We start from the raw sequence: 19,935 nt of genomic DNA, 5'->3' as shown, positions 1-19,935 counted from the left end.
CCCATGGCATTTATCAGTGTTTTTGATGTTCTGGGCCCGAACATGATCGGCCCTTCCAGCTCCCACACCGCAGGCGCGGAGATCATCGCCTTTCTGGCCCAGAAGATGATCGCCCCGCCGCTGAAGCGGGCGGACTTTACCCTCTACGGTTCCTTTGCCAAGACCTACCACGGCCACGGCACCGACCGCGCCCTGCTGGGCGGCATCATGGGCTTTTCGGCCGATGATACCCGCATCCGGGATTCCTTTGCCATTGCCACCGACCGCGGCCTTGGCTACAGCTTCACCCCCAATGAGGTGGAGACCGATATCCACCCCAACACGGTGGATATCCGCATGGAGAATGCGGCCGGTCAGGTAATGACCGTGCGCGGTGAATCGCTGGGCGGCGGCAAGGTGCGCATCGTGCGGATCAACGGCGTGGAGGTGGACTTTACCGGCGAGTACAATGCCCTCATCGTGGTGCAGAAGGACAAGCCCGGCGTGGTGGCGCATATCTCAAAGATCCTCAGCGACCGCGGCGTGAATATCGCATTCATGCGCCTGTTCCGCGAGGGAAAGGGACACACGGCTTACACCATCGTGGAGTCGGATGAGCGCCTGCCCGAGGGTGTGGATCAGCTGCTGCTGGCAAACCCGAACATCAACGATGTAATGGTCGTGCAGCCGTAAGGAGGGACGAGCGATGAACATGGATTTCAAGTCCGCCAAGGAGCTGCTGGACCTGTGCGAGGAAAACCAACTGCCCATTTCGGAAGTGATGCGCCAGCGGGAATGCATTCTGGGCGAAGTGCCCCGGGATGCTGTGGATCACCGCATGGCAAAGGCATGGGAGATCATGCGCGCTTCTGCCACCCAGCCGCTGAAAAAGCCCATCAAATCCATGGGCGGGCTCATTGGCGGCGAGGCCAAAAAGCTGGAAACACATTATAATAAGAAGAAAAACATCTGCGGCGATGTGCTGCAGAAGGCCATGACCTACGCCATGGCCGTGCTGGAAGTGAACGCTTCCATGGGCCTGATCGTGGCTGCACCCACCGCAGGTTCTGCAGGCGTGGTGCCGGGCATGATGCTGGCGCTGCAGGAGTGCTACCGCATCTCCGACCAGCGCATCGTGGATGCCCTGTTCAACGCCGGTGCCGTGGGCTATCTTGCCATGCGCAACGCCACCGTGGCCGGTGCCGTGGGCGGCTGTCAGGCCGAGGTGGGCATTGCGTCTGCCATGGCTGCTTCTGCCGCCGTGGAGCTGATGGGCGGCGACCCGCAGCAGTGTCTGGACGCGGCTTCCACCGTGCTGATGAACATGCTGGGCCTTGTGTGCGACCCCGTAGGCGGGCTGGTGGAGTACCCCTGCCAGAACCGCAACGCTGCCGGTGTGGCCAACGCCCTCATTGCAGCGGAACTGTCCCTGAGCGGCATCCGCCAGCTGATCCCCTTCGACCAGATGCTGGACGCCATGTACGCCGTGGGCAAGCGCCTGCCTGCCGAGCTGCGCGAGACCGCCCTTGGCGGCTGTGCCGCCACCCCCGCCGCCTGTGCCGCCTGCGGCCTGTGCAGCGGAAACTGATCTTTCAACATGCAGCGCCGCCGGTGTGGAAACGCCCGGCGGCGTTTTTGCGCGTTCATGACCGGAAATGCCGGCCCGAAGGGTGGAACTTTGCATCTTTTTGTGCAAACACGCCGAAAAGATGGCCGGGATGACTGGCGCTTGTCTGCGAAATGTGATAAACTAAATGCAGAAGTGCTCTGCGCAGCCCGTGCAGAGCGGCAAAAAAGATGATAAGTGAGGTCGTTTGTAATGAAGATCATTCGTGCAAAAGATTATGCGGATATGTCCCGCAAGGCAGCCAATATCATTTCGGCACAGGTCATTATGAAGCCCAACTGCGTGCTGGGTCTGGCGACTGGCGGCACCCCCGTGGGCGCGTATGCACAGCTGGTGGACTGGTACAACAAGGGCGACATCGATTTTTCCGAGGTGACCACCATCAACCTGGACGAGTACCGCGGCCTGCCCAAGGAGCACCCGGAAAGCTACTGGAGCTTCATGCACAAGAATCTGTTCGATAAGGTGAACATCGACCCTGCCAAGATCAACCTGCCGGACGGCACCAACCCCGATGCAGAGGATGCCTGCGCAAAGTACAACCAGATCATCCACGCTGTGGGCGGCATCGACCTGCAGCTTCTGGGCATCGGCCACGACGGCCACATCGGCTTCAACGAGCCGGGCGAAGCCTTTGAGCTGGAGACCCACTGTGTGGACCTGACCGCCGAGACCATCGAGGCCAACAAGCGCTTCTTTGACGGCAATGTGGATCTGGTGCCCAAGCAGGCCTATACCATGGGCATCAAGACCATCATGCAGGCACGCAAGGTGCTCATGGTGGCCAACGGCAAGGGCAAGGCCGAGATCATCAAGAAGGCATTCTTTGGCCCCGTCACTCCGGAGGTGCCCGCAAGCATCCTGCAGATGCATCCGGACTTCACGCTGGTGGGCGACGAGGAAGCTCTGAGCCTGATCTGATCGTTCCGCGCTCTGACTGCCGCACGGTGCAATGCCGTGCGGCAGTTTTTTGCTGCCAACGGCTTTACAATCGCGTAAAAAGGCGGTATTCTTTATACGATACTTTTCTCAGGGAGGAAACCATGGATATCCGCCAGCTGCACTACTTTCTGGTATTGTGCGATGAAATGAATTACAGCCGCGCGGCACAGCGGCTGTTTTTGTCACGGCAGGCACTGCGGCAGAGCATCTCTGCGCTGGAAGCCGAGCTGTGCGGGCCGCTGTTCCTCAGCGCCCACCACAAGCTCACCCTTACCGACCGCGGCATGAGCCTGCAGCGCCATGCCGCGCCGGTGGTGGAGCAGTTCCAGCAGATGCAGGCATCCCTGCGGGCCGAGATCCAGTCGGTACAGCCGGTGCGCATCGGCATCAGCGTGTCGCTGGTGCCGGACTACCTGCCCGGGCTGGAGACCCAGCTGGACAAGTTCCGCCAGCAGTACCCCCATGTGGAGATGCGCTTCCGCATGATGGACAACGATGCGGTGGCGGACGATGTGGAGCAGGGGGAGCTGGACGCAGGTCTGGTCATCGATCTGGGCTGCGCTGCGCCGGTGCTGGCCCGCACCACCCTGCGGGCAGACCCCGCCTGTCTGCTGGTGCCCCGGGGGCACGCGTTCTGGGATAAGGAGAGCATCCCGCTGGCAGAGCTGCGGGGTCAGCGGGTGCTGCTGCCCAGCCTGCGGCAGGATCTGTTCAGCCCGCTGTGGTCGGCCTGCGCCCGGGCGGGCTTTGCGCCGAATGCGGAGATCGGCCCCAGCTTCTATCAGGCCTATTACCTTGTGCAGGAGCAGCTGTGCACCTGCCTGACCCGCTACGAGCCGGGTGCCCGGCGGGAGCTGGACCGCGTGCGGGATGTGCTGCTGGAAGACCTGCCCCCGCTGTGCGTCTCTCTGGTGCAGCGGCGGGATCATTCCTCTGCCTACATCGACCTGCTGCGCGGCTACCTGATGGAGATGCTGGGCGGTTCGGCCAGCCTGCCGCCCCGCCGTGGACGGCCCGCAAAGCCGTTCTACAACTTCCCGGTGCTGTCCAGCGCTGCGGCAAAGGCTGCACCGGCCCACCCGGTGCCCGGCACCCAGCTGGACTTTGCCGGCGGCACCAACTTCCGGGAGCTGGGCGGCTATGAAGCCGACGAGGGCAAGCATGTGAAGTGGGGTCAGATCTGGCGCGGCATCCCCACCTGCAAGCTCACTGGGGAGGCCGACCGCGCGAAGTTGGACGCGCTGGGCCTGCGCCTGATCCTTGATCTGCGCAGCACGGAAGAGGCCCGCAGAGAGCCGGACTATGTGCCGGACGGCGCACGGCTGGTGCAGATCTGCGGCCTGTGTGCCGAGGATGGCCGCGAGATCTCCTTTGCGCCGGATGACATCGCCGCCCTGATGAAGGGCCGCAAGGAGAACCCGGACGGCAGCTTTTTTGTGGAGACCATGTACGAGCGGATGCTGTTTGGCAATAAGGCCTTCAAGGAGCTGTTCCGCGCACTGGAAGCGGGCGAGACCCCCATCCTGTTCCACTGCTCGGCAGGCAAGGACCGCACCGGCGTGGCGGCCATGCTCATTCTGCTGGCACTGGGCGCGTCGGATGAGACCATCTGCGCGGACTATGAGCGCACGAACCTCTGCCGCAAGGCGGAGATCGAAGCACGCCTGGCAGCCCACGCCGATGAGATCGCCAGAGACCCCCGCCGCGAGAACTTCCACCGCAGTGCGGCGGGCGTCAGCCCGGAAGCAGCCCCCTTTGTGCTGCACACCATCCGCGCAAAATACGGCAGCGCAGAAAATTATCTGGAAGCCGAATACGGCCTGACCCCGGCGCGCCTGATGCGGCTGCGCAGGATGTATCTGGAATAATATTTTTTGTTGTATATCGTGAGAAACCGGCATGGAAATCTTGAATTTCATGCCGGTTTCTGTTATTTTTGAATCACGAAAGACATTTTCCTGCAGAAACGGCGCTTTTACGGCGCACAAAGGAGGAACCGACGATGAAACATACCCCCCCCCGTAAGATCTCCCGCAGAACATTCCTGAAAACCGGTGCGGTTGCCGCAGCGGTCATGGCCTGCGCCGGTGCACTGAGCGCCTGCTGGGTACCGGTGGACGGTAATAGCGATATCGTGGTGACCGAAAAGATCAAAACGATCGACGGCGTGAAATATACGATGTCGGTCGACATCATCACAGGTATAAACTTTAACCTGAATGCAGAAGCCGGAGAGGGCGTGGCTGCACCGATTTTTGATGAGAATAAGTTCAGCGTATCGTTCTATAGCGATAAAAAGAAAGGATACTATATTCAGGACGCAAAAGCTGATAGCTTTACTTTTAATAAGGAAAACGGTTCCTGCTGGGGCCGCGTATCTTCGAGCACAGTAGAGAATGCAGCCGGAATCGGCTTTGTCGATTCTGACTTTACCACGAATGACCGGGTCGAGGTGAAGTATCAGCTCGCCCCGGGAAAGAACATCATCTGGAAGATCCGGCTGGAAAGCACGGCAACTACCACCGTGCGCTGAATGAAAATCACGACCCGGCCCGGGCGCTGCTGCCCGGGCCGGGCATTTTTGTTTTTCTGTACAAAATATTGTGCGCGGGGCAGGCTTTTCCTCTTGACAAGCGGGCAAATGTTTCGTACTATAAATAGTAGTATGGAATAAAAGACGCTGTGTGCAGGTCGTTCCCGTGACTCGTGTCCCTTACAGGCAGAGCCTGCCTGTTTTTATATAAGATAGAACCGTAGATAGAAAAGCTTGCAGCCTGTTCGTGCGGCATTTGCCGTGCGTGTGGTCTTGTTGCCACTTTTTGCATTGAAAGCTCACTTATAAAAAATGTTTGCAGCCTACACCTGCCCTACAGCGTCTCCTGCTTATGATTCAGAATTTTGAATTTTAACAAAGGAGAGTGAAATGCGATGTCCACGATCATCTGGATCGTGATCTTGATCGTCGCGCTTGCTGCGGGCATCGGTGCAGGCTATTTTATTGGTTACAACAACCGTAAAAAGACCGCCGAAGCCCAGATCGGCAGCGCGGAAGCCGAGGCCACCCGTCTGGTGAACGAAGCGATCAAGACCGCAGAACAGAAGCGCAAGGAAGCGGTTCTGGAAGCAAAGGACGAGGCCTTCAAACTGAAGGCCGAGGTGGATGCCCAGAAGGCAGAAGCCGATAAGGAAATCAAGCAGCGCCGTGCGGAGATCAGCCGTCAGGAGAACCGCATCGACCAGAAGGAGACCGCCCTCGACCGCAAGACCGAGGCGCTGGAACGCAAGGAAGAAGAGCTGAAAAAGCGTTCTGCTGAGGCCGAAGAGCGTCTGGCGGAGATCGACGCCCTGCGTGCCAAGGAGATGGAGCGGCTGGAAACGCTGGCCGGTCTGAGCCAGGAGGATGCCCGCGAAGTGCTGCTGCACAAGGTGGACGAGGAACTGACCCACGAAAAGGCAGTGCGCGTTGCCGCCTATGAGACCGACCTGAAGGAGAACTGCGACAACATTGCACGCAATCTGATCGGTCAGGCCGTCAGCCGCTGCGCTGCCGACCACTGCAGCGAGACCACCGTCAGCGTGGTGCCGCTGCCCAGCGACGAAATGAAGGGCCGCATCATCGGCCGCGAGGGCCGCAACATCCGTGCGCTGGAAACGGCTACCGGTGTGGACCTGATCATCGACGATACCCCGGAGGCCATCACCCTGTCCTCCTTCGACCAGACCCGCCGCGAGGTCGCCCGCATGACGCTGGAACGACTGATCGGCGATGGCCGCATCCACCCCGCCCGCATCGAGGAGACGGTGGAAAAGTGCCGCCACGATCTGGAGCTGCAGATGAAGCGCGAGGGCGAGCGTGCCGTGATGGAGTTGGGCATCCATGGCCTGCACCCCGACCTTATCAAGCTGATCGGCCGACTGAAGTACCGCACCAGCTTTGGCCAGAACGCCCTGACCCACAGCATGGAGGTGGCATGGGTGGCCGGTCTGCTGGCAGGCGAAATGGGCGTGAACGTGACCATGGCACGCCGTGCCGGTCTGCTGCATGATATCGGCAAGGCACTGGACCACGAGATCGAGGGCAGCCATGTGCAGATCGGTGTGGATATCTGCCGCAAGTACAAGGAAAATACCCAGATCATCCATGCCATTGAGGCCCACCACGGCGACGTGGAGCCCAAGACCCCGCTGGCCTTCATCATTCAGGCTGCCGACGCCATCAGCGCTGCACGCCCGGGTGCCCGCCGCGAGAATGTGGAAAGCTACGTCAAGCGTCTGGAAAATCTGGAGGAGATCTCGTCCAGCTTTGAGGGCGTGGAGCAGGCCTTTGCCGTGCAGGCAGGCCGCGAAGTGCGCATCATGGTAAAGCCTGACGTCATCAGCGACGATCAGGTGATCCTGCTGGCACGCTCCATTGCCAAGAAGATCGAGGATACGCTGGATTACCCCGGCCAGATCAAGGTCAACGTCATCCGCGAGAGCCGCGCTGTGGAATACGCAAAATAAAGATTTGGGATCAGAGGGCCGCTGTACGATTGGGTGCAGCGGCCCTTTTTGCTGCCATGGAAATCAACTTTTGCAGCTTGACCCGGAGCGAAAGCCTTCACCCCTTGGGGACAGATTTCCCCCGCGCCGGGGGAAAATGTCGCGCAGCGACAAAAGGGGGAACAGGTGGTGCGTAGCGCCGGATGAGGGGTATTTGGGGTAAAATGTTGCTGTCCTGCGCCCTCATCAGTCACCTGCGGTGACAGCTTCCCCCGACCGGGGGAAGCCTTCATGCGGAAAATTGATTTCCATGTTTTGCTGCGGAAAGCACTTGCGATCCGGCTGCAAAAAGGGTATCATGGAGAAAAACAGCTCGAAAGGGGAGACCACCGCATGAAACACACAAGGATGATCCTGACGGCACTTATGGCGGCGGCACTGGCGCTGGCTGTGCTGGCCGGGTGCAGCAGCGTGCTGGCCGGTACGGTGCACGAGGATACGGAGCAGGCTGCGGCCCTGATGAAGGAGATCGACACCGGTCTGGCCTACAGCACAGAGCTGGAAGCTGCGGCCAGCCGTCTGGCAGAATGGCTGGTGGAAGAACCCGGACAGCTGGGCACCCAGTCCGGGCTGCTTGCCCGCAAGGTGGAACTGACAGCGGACTCCGGCAACATGACGGATAAGAACCTGAATGAGTTTATCGATCATTCCAGCATATCCTCCAATATCTGGGTCAATATCCCCATCAGCGTGACCATCGGCCTTGTGCTGGATAACCAGAGCCGGGCCTTTACCGGCTACCTGTATGCACCGGCTGCCGGTCAGGCTGCCCGGAGCCTGAGCCGCTGCGCGGCAGGCTGCAGCCGGATGGGCGCCGTGTTCATCCAGTACGGCGGCGAGACCTATGTGGTGGCGCTGTTTGAGTAAAGAATAAAAGCTGCTTTCCCTGCCGGAACCATGGGCCCCGGCAGGGATTTTTTGTGCTCTATATGCGGACAGGAAAAACCGCAGAAGGCTGTTTTGTGCTCAGAAAACACGAATAAACAGATGAAAATTCTTCATTTGTTTGTCTGAAAAACACAAAAAACTCATGTTTTCATGAAACTGTATTTTCTGGGAATACACCACATCTTCAAATCTGCACAAAAATAAAAACATATTTTTCACTGACCATTGGTCAAAGCACAGAAAAACAGCCGGAAGCCTTTCTTTTTTAGGCGGAACAGCGTATAATGCGGATATCGCACAAAGGTGTGCAAGGCTCCGGAGGAGGAGTATAAAAACCTTTGTGCATTTTTTAGAACTTACTGCTTTACCACAATAAAGCAATGAGGCATGAGAGAGAGGGAAAAGATATGAAATTCGATCGTCGTATTTCCCGCCGCAGCTTCCTGGCTGCTGCAGGCGTATCGGCTGCTGCACTGGCTCTGACTGCCTGCGGCGGCTCTTCCAGCACCGCTGCTTCCGGCTCCACCGCTGCTTCCGGTGCAGCCGCCTCTGCTGAGGGCGGTGTGCTGAACGTCATGCTGGAGACCGAAGTCCAGTCTCTGGACCCCCAGCTGGCTACCGACGGCACCTCCTTTGAGGTCATCGCCAACTACACCGACGGCCTGATGCAGATGGATGCGAACGGTGCAGCCGTGGAGGCTCTGGCAGAGAGCTATGAGCTGAGCGAGGACGGCAAGACCTACACCTTCCACCTGAAGGATGCAAAGTGGTCCAATGGCGATGCCGTTACCGCAGCAGACTTCGTGTTTGGCTGGCAGCGTGCTGTTGACCCCGCAAACGCATCCGAGTATGCCTACATGCTGAGCGATATCGGTCAGGTGGTCAACGCCGCCGACATCATTGCAGGCAGCAAGCCCGTCACCGATCTGGGCATCACCGCTGTGGATGACAAGACCCTGAAGGTGGAGCTGAACGTTCCGGTCAGCTACTTCCTGAGCCTGATGTACTTCCCCACCTTCTACCCCATGAACCAGAAGTTCTTTGAGAGCTGCGGCGATACCTACGGCACCAGCGCAGACACCGTGCTGTCCAATGGTGCATTCGTGCTGACCAGCTATGAGCCGGCCGCCACCGCTTTTGAGCTGGTGAAGAACGCCGACTACTACGATGCTGACCGCATTGCTCTGGACGGCCTGAACTATCAGGTCATCAAGGACAGCCAGCAGGCTCTGATGAGCTATCAGAACGGCGATCTGGATATCACCCTGCTGAACGGCGAGCAGGTCGAGCAGGTCAAGGACGACCCCGAGTTCACCAGCGTGGGCGCCGGCTACCTGTGGTACATCAGCCCCAACATGGACGCTGTGCCGGAGCTGGCAAACCTGAACCTGCGCCGTGCCATCACCTTTGCACTGGATCGTGATTCCATCACCAATGACGTGCTGAAGGACGGCTCTTCTCCCGCCTACACCGCAGTGCCCGCACAGTTCGCCACCGGCCCGGACGGCAGCGATTTCAGTGCCGACCAGACCAAGTTTGCAGAGTTCTGCGCATACGATCCCGACAAGGCTGCAGAGTACTACGAGCAGGCCAAGGCTGAGCTGGGCAAGGATTCCTTCTCCTTCACCATGGTCGTCGATGCCGACGATGCTCCCCAGAAGGTCGCTCAGGTCGTTCAGGAGCAGCTGCAGACCACTCTGCCCGGCTTCACTCTGGAGCTGAAGGTAGAGCCCAAGAAGCAGCGCGTGCAGGATCTGCAGGACGGCAACTTTGAGATCGGCCTGACCCGCTGGGGTCCCGACTACGCCGATCCCATGACTTATCTGGGCATGTGGGTCACCGGCAACTCCAACAACTACGGTCTGTGGAGCGACGCTGACTACGATGCCATCATCGCAGAGTGCACCACCGGTGATCTGTGCACCGATCCCGAGGGCCGCTGGGAAGCCATGTATGAAGCTGAGTCCATCGTGCTGGAGCAGGCCGCCATCTTCCCGCTGTATGGTCAGTGCAACGCCGAGATGATCTCTTCTGCCGTGACCGGCGTGGACTTCCACCCGGTTGCTCTGAACCGCGTCTACAAGGACGCAAAGAAGAGCGTCTGATCCTGATCGAGAACTGAAATGCCGCACAGTGGCAGCGAAAATGCCGCTGTGCGACTTTTTGGCTTTTGCACTGTCCGCGTGCGGTGCACGGCTGACCGCGGCAGGCGGGAGCCGTTCTGCCCCGTGCGGGGCGGAGAAGAAACTTTAAGGGGGTCTACCCAACGTGAAAAAATACACGCTCAAGCGTATCATCACTTCGTTGTTTACGCTGCTGGCCATCCTGCTGGTGTTGTTCATCCTCATGCAGCTGATGCCCGGTTCGCCCTTCAACGATGAAAAGCTGACACCGGAAATGCGCGCATCCCTGTACGCAAAGTACGGTCTGGATCAGCCCATCTATGTACAGTTCTTCCGCTATGTGACCAACATGCTGCGCGGTGACTTCGGCGTCAGCTACAATATCTCCAAGAACACGCCCATCTCCCAGCTGATCCAGTCCCGTCTGCCCATTTCCATCCGTGTGGGCGGCATGGCTGTTACACTGGGTGCCATCGTGGGCCTTGTGCTCGGCATCATTGCAGCCCTCAAGCGGGACACCATCTTCGACACTCTGGCCACCATCATCTCGGTCATCGGCGTGTCGGTGCCGTCTTACGTGATCGCACTGGCCCTGAGCTATACCTTTGGCTTCAAGCTCAAGTGGTTCCCCATGCTGTTCTCCGCAAAGGATGTGTTCGGCTCCAGTGTGCTGCCCAGCATCTCGCTGTCCATGTTCACCATGGCTTCCATTGCCCGCTTTACCCGCAGTGAAATGATCGAAGTTCTGGACTCCGATTATATGCTGCTGGCCGAGAGCAAGGGCATTTCCGGCCCGGCGCTGATCTTCCGCCACGCGCTGCGTAACGCGCTGATCCCCATTATCACCGTGCTGGCCCCGCTGATCGTGGACCTGATGACCGGCTCGCTGGTGGTGGAGAAGATCTTCGCCATTCCCGGTGTGGGCAGCCTGCTGGTGACGGCCATCCAGTCCAACGACTACAATGTGGTCATCAGCCTGAGCTTCATCTACAGTGCCATGTACATTGGCATCATGCTGGTCGTTGACCTGCTGTACGGCATCATCGACCCGCGCATCCGCTTGGCAAAGGGGGACGACTGATATGGCAGAAAAAGCGATTCACCTGGGCGGCGAAGCCACGGCTGATGCCATCGTCAGCGCAGTGGATACCATGTATTCCGAGCACACCTTCAACGAGAAGGACTTTGCGCTCAAGCATAACGACGCAGAGATCGCAATGGACTCGAACTTTGCCGCACAGAGCTTCTGGAAGGATGTGCGGGTGCGCTTCTTCCGCAAAAAGAGCGCGGTGCTCGGCCTGATCCTCGTTGTCTTTATCGTGCTGCTGGCGGCATTTGGCCCCGGCATGAACGAGTATACCTACTCCGGTCAGGAGCTGAGCCAGAAAAACTTTGCGCCCCGCGTGCAGGTGCTGGAGAACTTCGGCATCTTCAACGGTGACGAGAAAATGAGCACCACCACCGGTTCCAAGACAGTGAATGCCTATGTGGAAAAGGGCAAGGAGGATGTCTACTACTGGTTCGGCAGCGACACCTATGGCCGCGATATCTGGACCCGTACCTGGGAGGGTGCCCGCGTGTCCCTGATCATCGCGGTTGCCGCCGCCATCATCGATATGGTCATCGGCATGAGCTACGGCCTGATCTCCGGCTACTTTGGCGGCAAGGTGGATATGATGATGCAGCGTTTCCTGGAAGTTGCCAACGGCATCCCCCGTCTGGTGATCGTCACGCTGCTTCTGCTGGTGCTCAAGCCCGGCATGATCACCATTATCTTTGCCCTGATGCTCACCGAGTGGGTGGGCATGAGCCGCATTGCCCGCGCTGAGATGCTCAAGCTGAAGGATCAGGAGTTCGTGCTGGCCTCCCGCACGCTGGGCGCAGGCAGCTTCTTCATCATCTTCAAGGAAGTGCTGCCCAACATCATCGGACCCATCATCACGCAGGTCATGTTCAGCATCCCCACCGCAATTTTCACCGAGGCATTCCTGTCCTTTGTGGGTCTGGGCATCCCGGTGCCGCAGTGCTCGCTGGGTTCTCTGATCAGCGAGCTGTACAACAGCTTCACCACCCATCCTTATCAGATCATCCCGCCGATGGTGGTCATGAGCCTGCTGATGATGAGCTTCAACCTCGTGGCCGACGGCCTGCGCGAGGCTCTGGACCCCAAGATGAAGAGTATGTAAGGAGGAACACCCCATGCCTGAAAACAAAAAAGAACAGGTCTTGTCGGTGCGAGACCTTGATATCACCTTTAAGACCACCGCAGGCCCGGTGCACGCCATCCGCGGCGTGAACATCGACCTGTACAAGGGCGAAACGGTGGCGCTGGTGGGCGAATCCGGCTCCGGCAAGTCCGTTACCATGAAGGCCGCCATGGGCATTCTGGCACAGAACGCCATTGTGAACAGCGGCTCCATCCAGTTCAGCTACCATCACGCCGACGGCAGCCCCGAGACGGTGGACCTGCTGCAGAAGGACAAAAAGTGGATCCGCCGCCACATCAACGGCAAGCGCATCGCCATGGTGTTTCAGGACCCCATGACCAGCCTTGACCCCACCATGCCCATCGGCAAGCAGATCATGGAGGGCATGCTGTGGCACTACAAGATGCCCAAGGATGCCGCCTACAAAAAGGCTGTGCAGCTGCTGGAAGAGGTGGGCATCACCGATGCCGAAAAGCGCATGAAGAGCTACCCGCACCAGCTGTCCGGCGGTATGCGCCAGCGCGTGGTCATTGCCATTGCACTGGCCTGCGACCCCGACCTGCTGATCTGTGACGAGCCCACCACGGCACTGGATGTGACCATTCAGGCCAAGATCCTGGAGCTGATCCGCAGCATCCAGCGTGAGCGCGGCATCTCTGTCATTTACATCACCCACGATCTGGGCGTTGTGGCAAAGGTGGCCGATTATGTGGACGTGATGTACGCAGGCAAGATCGTGGAGACCGGCACCATCGATGAGATCTTCTACGAGCCGCGCCACCCCTACACATGGGGCCTGCTTTCCGCCATGCCCGATCTGGACACCGCAGACGACCGTCTGTACACCATTCCGGGTTCGCCGCCGAACCTGCTGCATGAGAAGCAGGGCGATGCCTTTGCGCCGCGCAACCATTTTGCCCTGAACATCGACGACGAAGTGGACCCGCCCATGTTCAAGATCAGCGACACCCACTATGCAGCTACATGGCTGCTGGACCCCCGCGCACCCAAGGTGGACATGCCGCCTGAGCTTGCTCAGCGCATTGCCCGCATGCGTGCCGAGGCAGAAAAGATCAAGGAGGCGGAATAAATGGCAGGACAGAATGCTGCTCCGCTGCTGAAGGTCGAGGGCCTGAAGCAGTATTTCCGCGTGAGCAAGAGCTATACCGTCAAGGCTGTGGACAATGTCAGCTTTGAGATCTATCCCGGCGAGACCTATGGTCTGGTGGGCGAGTCCGGTTCCGGCAAGTCCACCATCGGCCGCAGCGTCATCCGCCTGTATGACCCCACTGCCGGCAAGATCACCTTTGAGGGGCAGGATATCAGCGGCAGGCTGAACCACAGCCAGAACAACACCCTGCGCACCCAGATGCAGATGATCTTTCAGGACCCCATGGCGTCCCTGAACCCCCGCAAAAAGGTGGAGGATATCATCGGCGAGGGTCTGGACATCCACCACATGTACAAGACCCGCGAAGAGCGCCGCGAAAAGGTGGAGAAAATTCTGGCCAAGGTGGGCCTTGCGCCTGAACATGCCGAGCGCTATCCCCACCAGTTCTCCGGCGGCCAGCGCCAGCGCGTGGGCATTGCCCGCGCCCTCATCATGAACCCCAAGCTCATCATCGCAGATGAGTGTATTTCGGCGCTGGACGTGTCCATTCAGGCACAGGTGGTCAACCTGATGAAGGATATCCAGCAGGAGACCGGCACGGCCTACCTGTTCATTGCGCATGACCTTTCCATGGTCAAGTACATTTCGGACCGCATCGGCGTGCTGCATCTGGGCCACCTGCTGGAGACGGGTACCACCGAAGAAATCTTCGAGAACCCCATCCATCCCTACACCCGCAGCCTGCTGTCGGCCATCCCGCTGCCGAATCCGGTGGTGGAAAAACGCCGTGTGGCTGAGACCTACGACTACGCATCTTCCGGCATCGACTACAATAAGGGCACCGATCACCTTGTGAGCGGCAGCCATTATGTCAAGTGCACCGACGAAGAGTTTGCAAAGTGGTGCAGATAAGAACAAAATGAGAAAGGCATCTGCAGCACTGTTTCGTTGACCGAAACCGCTGCAGATGCCTTTTGTTTGTCATGAACGGCATCCGACACTTTTTGACATTCCTATGCGCTGGAAGCCGCGACCAAGCGGTTATGAGAACGTCGCTAATTTTGAAATCCCATTTTTCTTGCGGGATCTTGTGACTATCTCATAATTCCGAGGAAGTGAATGGGTTTCATCTCTAGGTGCCCACCGATTCATCTTGTTTGGCGTTTTGCATCCACCGCACCAGCGCTTCGGCGTCCTGTTTGCCTTTGGCGTACATTTTTTCAAGGCCGGCGCGGTTCTTGGTCAGGGTGGACATTCCCTCGGTGCTGTCCGGGGCGATGATGCAGACAAGGCCCTGTCGCTCCAGCTCCCGCGCCCGCTGGACAGCCGTGTTGTACCGCCATGCCCGGCGGCGCAGCCCCTCGGCTGCAGCGGGGTAATGCGACTGCAGCAGGTGTGCCAGATGCTCGTCCCGGGCATTACTACTCACCAGCCCGATGGGCTTGGTCAGGATGAGAGCCACCCGGTCGCAGCCGTGGGCAAAGGCCCATTCCAGCGGGACGGGGTCGGCCAGGCCGCCATCAAAATAAGGCACGCCGTCGATGACGCAGGGCTGGTCGATGACCGGGATGCAGCAGGACGCCATGAGGATGCGGTAGTCGTCCGGGTGGAGGTCTGCCTTGGTGAAATACTGCGCCTCGCCGTTCTGTGCATTAGCGGCCACCACGCAGAGCTCTGCCGGGCTGCGGGCAAGCGCCGCGTAATCCAGCGGATTCTCGCCGCCTGCATTGCTGAGGGTGCCGTAGACATAGCCCAGATCGAGATAGGAATGCTTGCGGATGAGGTTGTGCACGCTCATGTACTCCCTGCGGAAGGAGTATTCATCGTAAAAGGGCTTGTTCCGCCCATGCTGGCCTGCCAGATAGGACGTCATATTGGCGCTGCCCGCCGAAACGCCGATGCAGAGATCGAAGCGGAGGTCCTCCTCCAGGCAGCGGTCCAGCACGCCAGCGCCGTAAATGCCCCGCAGGCCGCCACCCACATCGATGACACCGTATTTCATGGTCTGTTCCTCCATCGTTTAATTCCATTTCCCTCCCAGTATAACGGGACGGCGGGAAATACTCATTGAGCAAACGGCGGGATCTGATGCAATTTGCGGCAGAAAGCAGGATCTGCCGCAATGGGGGCAAACAAAAACGGCCAGCGTATCATGTGCTCTGTGATATGTACCCCTAATCGAGAAAATCCATCCGCATATATTCTGGCACACCTTCGTGAGCATCCTGCTGTCCAATCCCAATATCGGTGTGGCAACGGTGGCCGCAGAAGCCGGACACGCACAGCCCAGTACGACCCTTGCAATTTACACGCAGGTTTATGACACGCGGCGCAAAGAGATTCGCAAACAGATGAGCAAAGAATTGTACAAGTAAAGCGCCTATTCATGCAAAAAGAAAAGCACGAGAGCAAAATCTCGTGCTTTTTTGTTATGGGCCAGCCAGGACTTGAACCCGGGACCAAGCGGTTATGAGCCGCCAGCTCTGACCAACTGAGCTACTAGCCCGCATATTCTGCGCTGCGGCATATACCAGTATACCAAATTCAGCGCAAAATGAAAAGCGTTTTGCCGCAAAAGTTTATTTTGTGCGGTGGGCTGCCAGCTTTTGCTGCATGAATTTGTCCAGCATTTCCTGCGGGAACAGCGGTTCCTTGTAGCCAAAGGCCTCGCGGATGAAGATCAGGGTCACAACAGTCTGACGGCCCGGGTCCAGCCGCAGGGAGTACAGGGTGTCCAGCGGCTGCTGGGTGGGCTGGTGCAATGTCAGGTGCAAAAGGAACCCGCCGTCCTTTTCCCGGCGGCACTCATACAAAAACTCGTCCGTGTCCGGATGCTCGTCCAGACGGTCAAAGCATTCGTCAAGGGGCAGGTCAGTGCGGAACTCCGACAGACCGGAGGGCCCATACTGGCTGCGGCGGCCGTTCTCGCGCCGGGAGAGCAGAAAAACGATCACGCCCAGCACGGCGGCAAGCAGGACGATGGAAACAGCAGTGTTCATGAAGATCCTCCCAAAGAGTTTTTCTTATTGTAACACAACCCGCATCCATTTGTGCTATAATATTTTTAATTCTTTGAAAATTTTGTCAGGAGCCTGCACTCTGCTGCGGGCGGGAGGAACGCAATGAAGCTCAAATTCACACGCAAGACCTGGTACTTTTTCCTGCTGGCGGCAGCGGCAGTGTCCATGCTGGGCGGCTTTGCCGTGCTGAGCGGTATGGATTTTTCGGGGCTGGAACTGATCGTGTTCTGCATCACCGGTATCGCAGTACTGTTTCTGGCGGCGCAGAAGGGAGCACCGGCCAAGGATAAGCGCAATTACACGCTGGTGTTCGTGCTGCTGATGCTCAGCAAGCTGGCGGCAGGCGGCTGGGCGGGCGACCTGTGCTCGGCGCTGGTGTGGCCCGGCCTCCTTGCCATTGAGTACAGCCACGGAAAGCCCATCCAGCGCCCGCTGCAGCTGGTATGCATTTCGGAGGCGCTGCGGCTTTTGTTCTGGCTGCTGACCCGCTATGCGGGCATGAGCGGCCTTGCCTTCTGGACGAACATCATGTTCGTGCTGCTGGCCTGTGCCCGGGGCTGGGCGGCGCTGACCCTGTATAAGACTCAGGAGGAGACCCTGTGACCCAGCGGCGCAGGTCGAAAAAAACGGAAGTGGAGCCGCGCCGCTTTGGCCGACGCAGCTTTTTGCTGGGGGCCGGTGCCGCCGCCTGCGTGGGCGCGGGGCTGTGGCTGCGCCGCAAAGAGCTTTCCGGACGGGATAAAACAGGGAAACAACAACAAAACGTTGACAACCCGGCCCTGCCTGCAGGCGAGTGGCGGGCTGTGTGGATCAGCTATCTGGAATGGGCGCTGCTGGATTTTTCCACGGCAGACACCTTCCGCGCCGGGTGCGCACAGATGCTGGACGATTGTGCGGGTCTTGGGCTGAACACGGTGCTGGCGCAGGTGCGGCCCTTCGGGGACGCGCTGTACCGCAGCAGCCTGTTCCCATGGAGCCACCTGTGCACCGGGGTGCAGGGGGCAGACCCCGGCTTTGACCCGCTGGACATCCTCCTGCAGGAGGCCCACGGGCGGGGACTCTCGGTGGAAGCGTGGCTGAACCCCTACCGGCTGCGGTCCTCTGCCGCCATGCCGCCCAGCCTTGCGGAGAATAACCTTGCCAACACCCATCCGGAGTGGGTGTGTGCGGTGGGCGATGGGCTGTACCTGAACCCGGCAGAGCCTGCCGCTGCGGATTATGTGGTGCAGGGCGTGGCAGAGCTTTTGCAGAACTATGCGGTGGATGGCATCCACTTTGACGATTACTTTTACCCCACCACCGAGGAAAGCATCGACGCGGTGCAGTTTGCGGCCAGCGGTGCGGTGGACCTTGCCGCGTGGCGGCAGCAGAATGTGACCGCACTGGTAAAGGCGGTGCACGACACGGTAAAAGCCGCAGACCCGACTTTGCGGTTCGGCATCAGTCCGCAGGGGAATCCGGACAACGATCTCAACAGCCAGTACAGCGCTGTGACCGCGTGGCTGGCCGCAGGCGGCGAAGAGCAGGTGGTAGACTACCTCTGTCCGCAGGTCTACTGGGGCTATGGCTACACGCTGCAGAGCGGCAGCACCCGCTTTGCCTTTGAGAACATCGTACCCGCGTGGCTGGCGTACCCGCGTGCAGAGGGCGTGGCGCTCTATTTTGGCTTGGGCGCGTACCGCATCGGCGTAGGTGACGGCGGCGCGAACCCGGACAGCGTGAGCGGCTGGAGCACCGGCGATGCGCTGGCCCGGCAGGTGCAGGACCTGCGCGGTCAGAACGCGGGCGGCTGGGCGCTGTACCGGTATGGCAGTCTGTTTGGTGCGGGCGCACCGGAGCAGGCTGCTGCCGAATGCGCTGCGCTGCGGGCGCTGACCGGCAAAGAAGGGTAAAATCGGGCGGCAAACCGCACAAAACAAAGCCGTCTGTCTTGTGCAGTGCGGCGAAATGCGGTATACTATAATTGTATCTGCCCGAAAAATGGGCAGAAGGATGAATAGCAAAGAGAAGCGCGTTGCTTCGTGAGGAAACGTATGAAGATGAAAAAAAGGATCATTGCGCTGCTGCTGGCGGTCCTGCTGGCAGTGGGGCTGACCAGCTGCAAGGATGTCCTGAAGGGCATCGTGCACAAGGTGACGGGCACCTCGGACGAGGTGCAGGAGGAGGACACCACCCGCTGGGCAGATGCGACCGCCGACCCGCTGATCATTCAGGGGATCGCAGACTCCTCTGCCAAGTTTGCCACGGCCACGGCAGACGGCTGCCTGTACGCCGTGTTCAACGGCATCTGGAGCCGCAGCACCGGCTATTTCACTGCGCCCACCGGCAGCCTGAATATCATGGCCTGCGGCACCGCCGAGGGTACCCAGAAATTCAAGGTGGCACTGTGGAAAAAAGTGGATGGCGGCGCAGAGTATGTGCCGGACAGCACCTATTATATCCATACCGACGGCACCAACTACCGCTGCACCGTTTCCGGGCTGGACCCGGCGGCACAGTACCGTGTGACCATCTCCTATGATTCCAGCCGCTACTACCTGTACGGCCTGCTGAAGGTGGAGGGCGTCGGCTGATGAATACACAGACTAAAAACTCTCTGCTCCTGCTGCTGTGCTCCCTTATCTGGGGCACGGCCTTTGTAGCCCAGAGCGCAGGCTCCGGGATGGGCGCCTACAGTTTTCTGGCGGGGCGCAGCTGGCTGGCTGTGCTGGTGCTGATCCCCACGGTGCTGGTATTTGACGCCATCCGCCGCAAAAACGGCACGGATGCAAAGCCAAAGACCGCCGCCGAAAAGAAAAAGCTGCTGGCGGCAGGCTTTGTGTGCGGCACCCTTCTGTTTGCTGCATCCGCTGCACAGCAGATTGGCATTACCATCAATCCGTCCACGGCAAAGGCTGGCTTCCTGACCGCCATGTATGTGGTGCTGGTGCCGGTGTTCGGCCTGTTTCTGGGCCGGAAGGGCAGTGCGCAGCTGTGGATCAGCATGGTGGTGGCCGTGCTGGGCCTGTATCTGCTGTGCATGAAAAACGGCTTTGGCAGCATCGAATCCAGCGACTGGCTCCTGCTGAGCTGTGCAGTGCTGTTCAGCTTTCAGATCATTGCGGTGGACCACTTTTCCCCGCAGGTGGACGGCGTGCGGCTGAGCCTTGCCGAATTTCTGGTGGTGTCGGTGGAAAGCACCGCTGCGGCTCTGCTGTTCGAGACACCTTCCGCGGCGCAGTTCGCGGAGAATGCGCTGCCGATCCTCTACTGCGGCATCATGTCCAGCGGCGTGGCCTACACCCTGCAGATCCTGGGTCAGCGGGACCTGAACCCCGCCATTGCCAGCCTGATCATGTGTCTGGAAAGCGTGTTCAGTGCGCTGGGCGGCTGGATGCTGCTGCACCAGAACCTTTCTGCCCGGGAAGTCTTTGGCTGCGTGCTGATCTTTGCTGCCGTGGTGCTGGCCCAGCTGCCGCTGGAAATGCTGCACCGGGTCAAAAAGGCGTCCTGACCC

At 59.2% G+C, this 19,935-nt stretch carries 19 protein-coding genes and 1 tRNA gene; 17 read left to right on the top strand and 3 right to left on the bottom strand.

Features of this window, described 5'->3' with window-relative positions:
- Positions 1-3: 3 nt before the first annotated feature.
- The 12 genes from sdaAB to ACKXF9_RS01605 all read left to right on the top strand — a co-directional run bounded on the left by sdaAB (position 4) and on the right by ACKXF9_RS01605 (position 14,331).
- Positions 4-672 (top strand): L-serine ammonia-lyase, iron-sulfur-dependent subunit beta, encoded by a 669-nt coding sequence (gene sdaAB / locus ACKXF9_RS01660; protein ID WP_154256401.1) that lies wholly within the window; start codon positions 4-6, stop codon positions 670-672.
- Between the two features lie 19 nt (positions 673-691).
- Entirely contained in the window at positions 692-1,567 is an 876-nt protein-coding gene (gene sdaAA / locus ACKXF9_RS01655; RefSeq protein WP_249238725.1) for an L-serine ammonia-lyase, iron-sulfur-dependent, subunit alpha, read from the top strand.
- A 231-nt stretch (positions 1,568-1,798) separates the two neighbouring features.
- Complete coding sequence (nagB, locus tag ACKXF9_RS01650) at positions 1,799-2,527, top strand: glucosamine-6-phosphate deaminase (protein WP_339396037.1); 729 nt, start codon at positions 1,799-1,801, stop codon at positions 2,525-2,527.
- A gap of 122 nt (positions 2,528-2,649) precedes the next feature.
- Positions 2,650-4,416, top strand: a complete 1,767-nt coding sequence (locus tag ACKXF9_RS01645; RefSeq protein ID WP_418265096.1) for a tyrosine-protein phosphatase — start codon at positions 2,650-2,652, stop codon at positions 4,414-4,416.
- Positions 4,417-4,550: 134 nt separating this feature from the next.
- Positions 4,551-5,081, top strand: coding sequence for a twin-arginine translocation signal domain-containing protein (locus tag ACKXF9_RS01640; RefSeq protein WP_418265095.1), 531 nt, complete (start codon positions 4,551-4,553; stop codon positions 5,079-5,081).
- 395 nt (positions 5,082-5,476) lie between these two features.
- Positions 5,477-7,051, top strand: a complete 1,575-nt coding sequence (gene rny / locus ACKXF9_RS01635) for a ribonuclease Y (protein ID WP_249237536.1) — start codon at positions 5,477-5,479, stop codon at positions 7,049-7,051.
- Positions 7,052-7,423: 372 nt separating this feature from the next.
- Entirely contained in the window at positions 7,424-7,957 is a 534-nt protein-coding gene (locus tag ACKXF9_RS01630) for a hypothetical protein (protein ID WP_418265094.1), read from the top strand.
- A gap of 428 nt (positions 7,958-8,385) precedes the next feature.
- Complete coding sequence (locus tag ACKXF9_RS01625) at positions 8,386-10,083, top strand: peptide ABC transporter substrate-binding protein (RefSeq protein ID WP_418265093.1); 1,698 nt, start codon at positions 8,386-8,388, stop codon at positions 10,081-10,083.
- A gap of 163 nt (positions 10,084-10,246) precedes the next feature.
- Entirely contained in the window at positions 10,247-11,182 is a 936-nt protein-coding gene (locus ACKXF9_RS01620) for an ABC transporter permease (protein WP_005936865.1), read from the top strand.
- Position 11,183: 1 nt separating this feature from the next.
- Positions 11,184-12,287, top strand: coding sequence for an ABC transporter permease (locus tag ACKXF9_RS01615; RefSeq protein ID WP_097780984.1), 1,104 nt, complete (start codon positions 11,184-11,186; stop codon positions 12,285-12,287).
- Positions 12,288-12,300: 13 nt separating this feature from the next.
- On the top strand, positions 12,301-13,398 hold the full coding sequence (locus ACKXF9_RS01610) for an ABC transporter ATP-binding protein (protein WP_097777037.1): 1,098 nt from the start codon (positions 12,301-12,303) through the stop codon (positions 13,396-13,398).
- Positions 13,399-14,331, top strand: a complete 933-nt coding sequence (locus tag ACKXF9_RS01605) for an ABC transporter ATP-binding protein (RefSeq protein WP_249237533.1) — start codon at positions 13,399-13,401, stop codon at positions 14,329-14,331.
- Positions 14,332-14,551: 220 nt separating this feature from the next.
- Here ACKXF9_RS01605 and ACKXF9_RS01600 read toward each other — a convergent pair whose 3' ends face one another.
- Positions 14,552-15,436 (bottom strand): patatin family protein, encoded by an 885-nt coding sequence (locus ACKXF9_RS01600; RefSeq protein WP_418265092.1) that lies wholly within the window; start codon positions 15,434-15,436, stop codon positions 14,552-14,554.
- A gap of 199 nt (positions 15,437-15,635) precedes the next feature.
- Here ACKXF9_RS01600 and ACKXF9_RS01595 point away from each other — a divergent pair, with 199 nt between their 5' ends.
- Complete coding sequence (locus tag ACKXF9_RS01595) at positions 15,636-15,794, top strand: hypothetical protein (RefSeq protein ID WP_418265091.1); 159 nt, start codon at positions 15,636-15,638, stop codon at positions 15,792-15,794.
- A gap of 57 nt (positions 15,795-15,851) precedes the next feature.
- Here ACKXF9_RS01595 and ACKXF9_RS01590 read toward each other — a convergent pair.
- Positions 15,852-15,925, bottom strand: a tRNA-Ile gene (locus ACKXF9_RS01590).
- Between the two features lie 73 nt (positions 15,926-15,998).
- The gene (locus tag ACKXF9_RS01585; protein WP_249237530.1) at positions 15,999-16,418 is read right to left on the bottom strand and encodes a hypothetical protein; all 420 of its coding nucleotides are present in this window, start codon (positions 16,416-16,418) and stop codon (positions 15,999-16,001) included.
- A gap of 123 nt (positions 16,419-16,541) precedes the next feature.
- Here ACKXF9_RS01585 and ACKXF9_RS01580 point away from each other — a divergent pair, with 123 nt between their 5' ends.
- From ACKXF9_RS01580 to ACKXF9_RS01565, 4 genes are all read left to right on the top strand, one after another.
- Complete coding sequence (locus ACKXF9_RS01580) at positions 16,542-17,042, top strand: conjugal transfer protein TraD (RefSeq protein ID WP_249237529.1); 501 nt, start codon at positions 16,542-16,544, stop codon at positions 17,040-17,042.
- Complete coding sequence (locus ACKXF9_RS01575) at positions 17,039-18,331, top strand: glycoside hydrolase family 10 protein (protein WP_418265090.1); 1,293 nt, start codon at positions 17,039-17,041, stop codon at positions 18,329-18,331. Before ACKXF9_RS01580 ends, ACKXF9_RS01575 begins: the two co-directional genes overlap by 4 nt.
- Positions 18,332-18,472: 141 nt before the next feature.
- Entirely contained in the window at positions 18,473-19,012 is a 540-nt protein-coding gene (locus ACKXF9_RS01570) for a hypothetical protein (RefSeq protein ID WP_418265089.1), read from the top strand.
- On the top strand, positions 19,012-19,932 hold the full coding sequence (locus tag ACKXF9_RS01565; RefSeq protein WP_418265088.1) for a DMT family transporter: 921 nt from the start codon (positions 19,012-19,014) through the stop codon (positions 19,930-19,932). The genes ACKXF9_RS01570 and ACKXF9_RS01565 overlap by 1 nt, the downstream gene beginning before the upstream one ends.
- Positions 19,933-19,935: the final 3 nt, after the last annotated feature.

It is taken from the genome of Faecalibacterium sp. 9, from assembly GCF_048320955.1.
GTDB classification, from domain to species: domain Bacteria; phylum Bacillota; class Clostridia; order Oscillospirales; family Ruminococcaceae; genus Faecalibacterium; species Faecalibacterium wellingii.
Note: the sequence above shows the minus strand (reverse complement) of the source record. Positions and strands in the feature narration are given on the sequence as shown.

Excerpts from the sequence above, each read along its gene's own strand:
- sdaAA (WP_249238725.1), top strand. The coding sequence starts at position 692 with ATGGATTTCAAGTCCGCCAAGGAGCTGCTGGACCTGTGCGAGGAAAAC.
- ACKXF9_RS01565 (WP_418265088.1), top strand. The coding sequence starts at position 19,012 with ATGAATACACAGACTAAAAACTCTCTGCTCCTGCTGCTGTGCTCCCTT.
- ACKXF9_RS01570 (WP_418265089.1), top strand. The coding sequence starts at position 18,473 with ATGAAGATGAAAAAAAGGATCATTGCGCTGCTGCTGGCGGTCCTGCTG.
- ACKXF9_RS01585 (WP_249237530.1), bottom strand. The coding sequence starts at position 16,418 with ATGAACACTGCTGTTTCCATCGTCCTGCTTGCCGCCGTGCTGGGCGTG.
- ACKXF9_RS01630 (WP_418265094.1), top strand. The coding sequence starts at position 7,424 with ATGAAACACACAAGGATGATCCTGACGGCACTTATGGCGGCGGCACTG.
- ACKXF9_RS01605 (WP_249237533.1), top strand. The coding sequence starts at position 13,399 with ATGGCAGGACAGAATGCTGCTCCGCTGCTGAAGGTCGAGGGCCTGAAG.
- ACKXF9_RS01645 (WP_418265096.1), top strand. The coding sequence starts at position 2,650 with ATGGATATCCGCCAGCTGCACTACTTTCTGGTATTGTGCGATGAAATG.
- ACKXF9_RS01610 (WP_097777037.1), top strand. The coding sequence starts at position 12,301 with ATGCCTGAAAACAAAAAAGAACAGGTCTTGTCGGTGCGAGACCTTGAT.
- ACKXF9_RS01615 (WP_097780984.1), top strand. The coding sequence starts at position 11,184 with ATGGCAGAAAAAGCGATTCACCTGGGCGGCGAAGCCACGGCTGATGCC.
- ACKXF9_RS01600 (WP_418265092.1), bottom strand. The coding sequence starts at position 15,436 with ATGGAGGAACAGACCATGAAATACGGTGTCATCGATGTGGGTGGCGGC.
- ACKXF9_RS01640 (WP_418265095.1), top strand. The coding sequence starts at position 4,551 with ATGAAACATACCCCCCCCCGTAAGATCTCCCGCAGAACATTCCTGAAA.
- rny (WP_249237536.1), top strand. The coding sequence starts at position 5,477 with ATGTCCACGATCATCTGGATCGTGATCTTGATCGTCGCGCTTGCTGCG.
- sdaAB (WP_154256401.1), top strand. The coding sequence starts at position 4 with ATGGCATTTATCAGTGTTTTTGATGTTCTGGGCCCGAACATGATCGGC.
- nagB (WP_339396037.1), top strand. The coding sequence starts at position 1,799 with ATGAAGATCATTCGTGCAAAAGATTATGCGGATATGTCCCGCAAGGCA.
- ACKXF9_RS01625 (WP_418265093.1), top strand. The coding sequence starts at position 8,386 with ATGAAATTCGATCGTCGTATTTCCCGCCGCAGCTTCCTGGCTGCTGCA.
- ACKXF9_RS01580 (WP_249237529.1), top strand. The coding sequence starts at position 16,542 with ATGAAGCTCAAATTCACACGCAAGACCTGGTACTTTTTCCTGCTGGCG.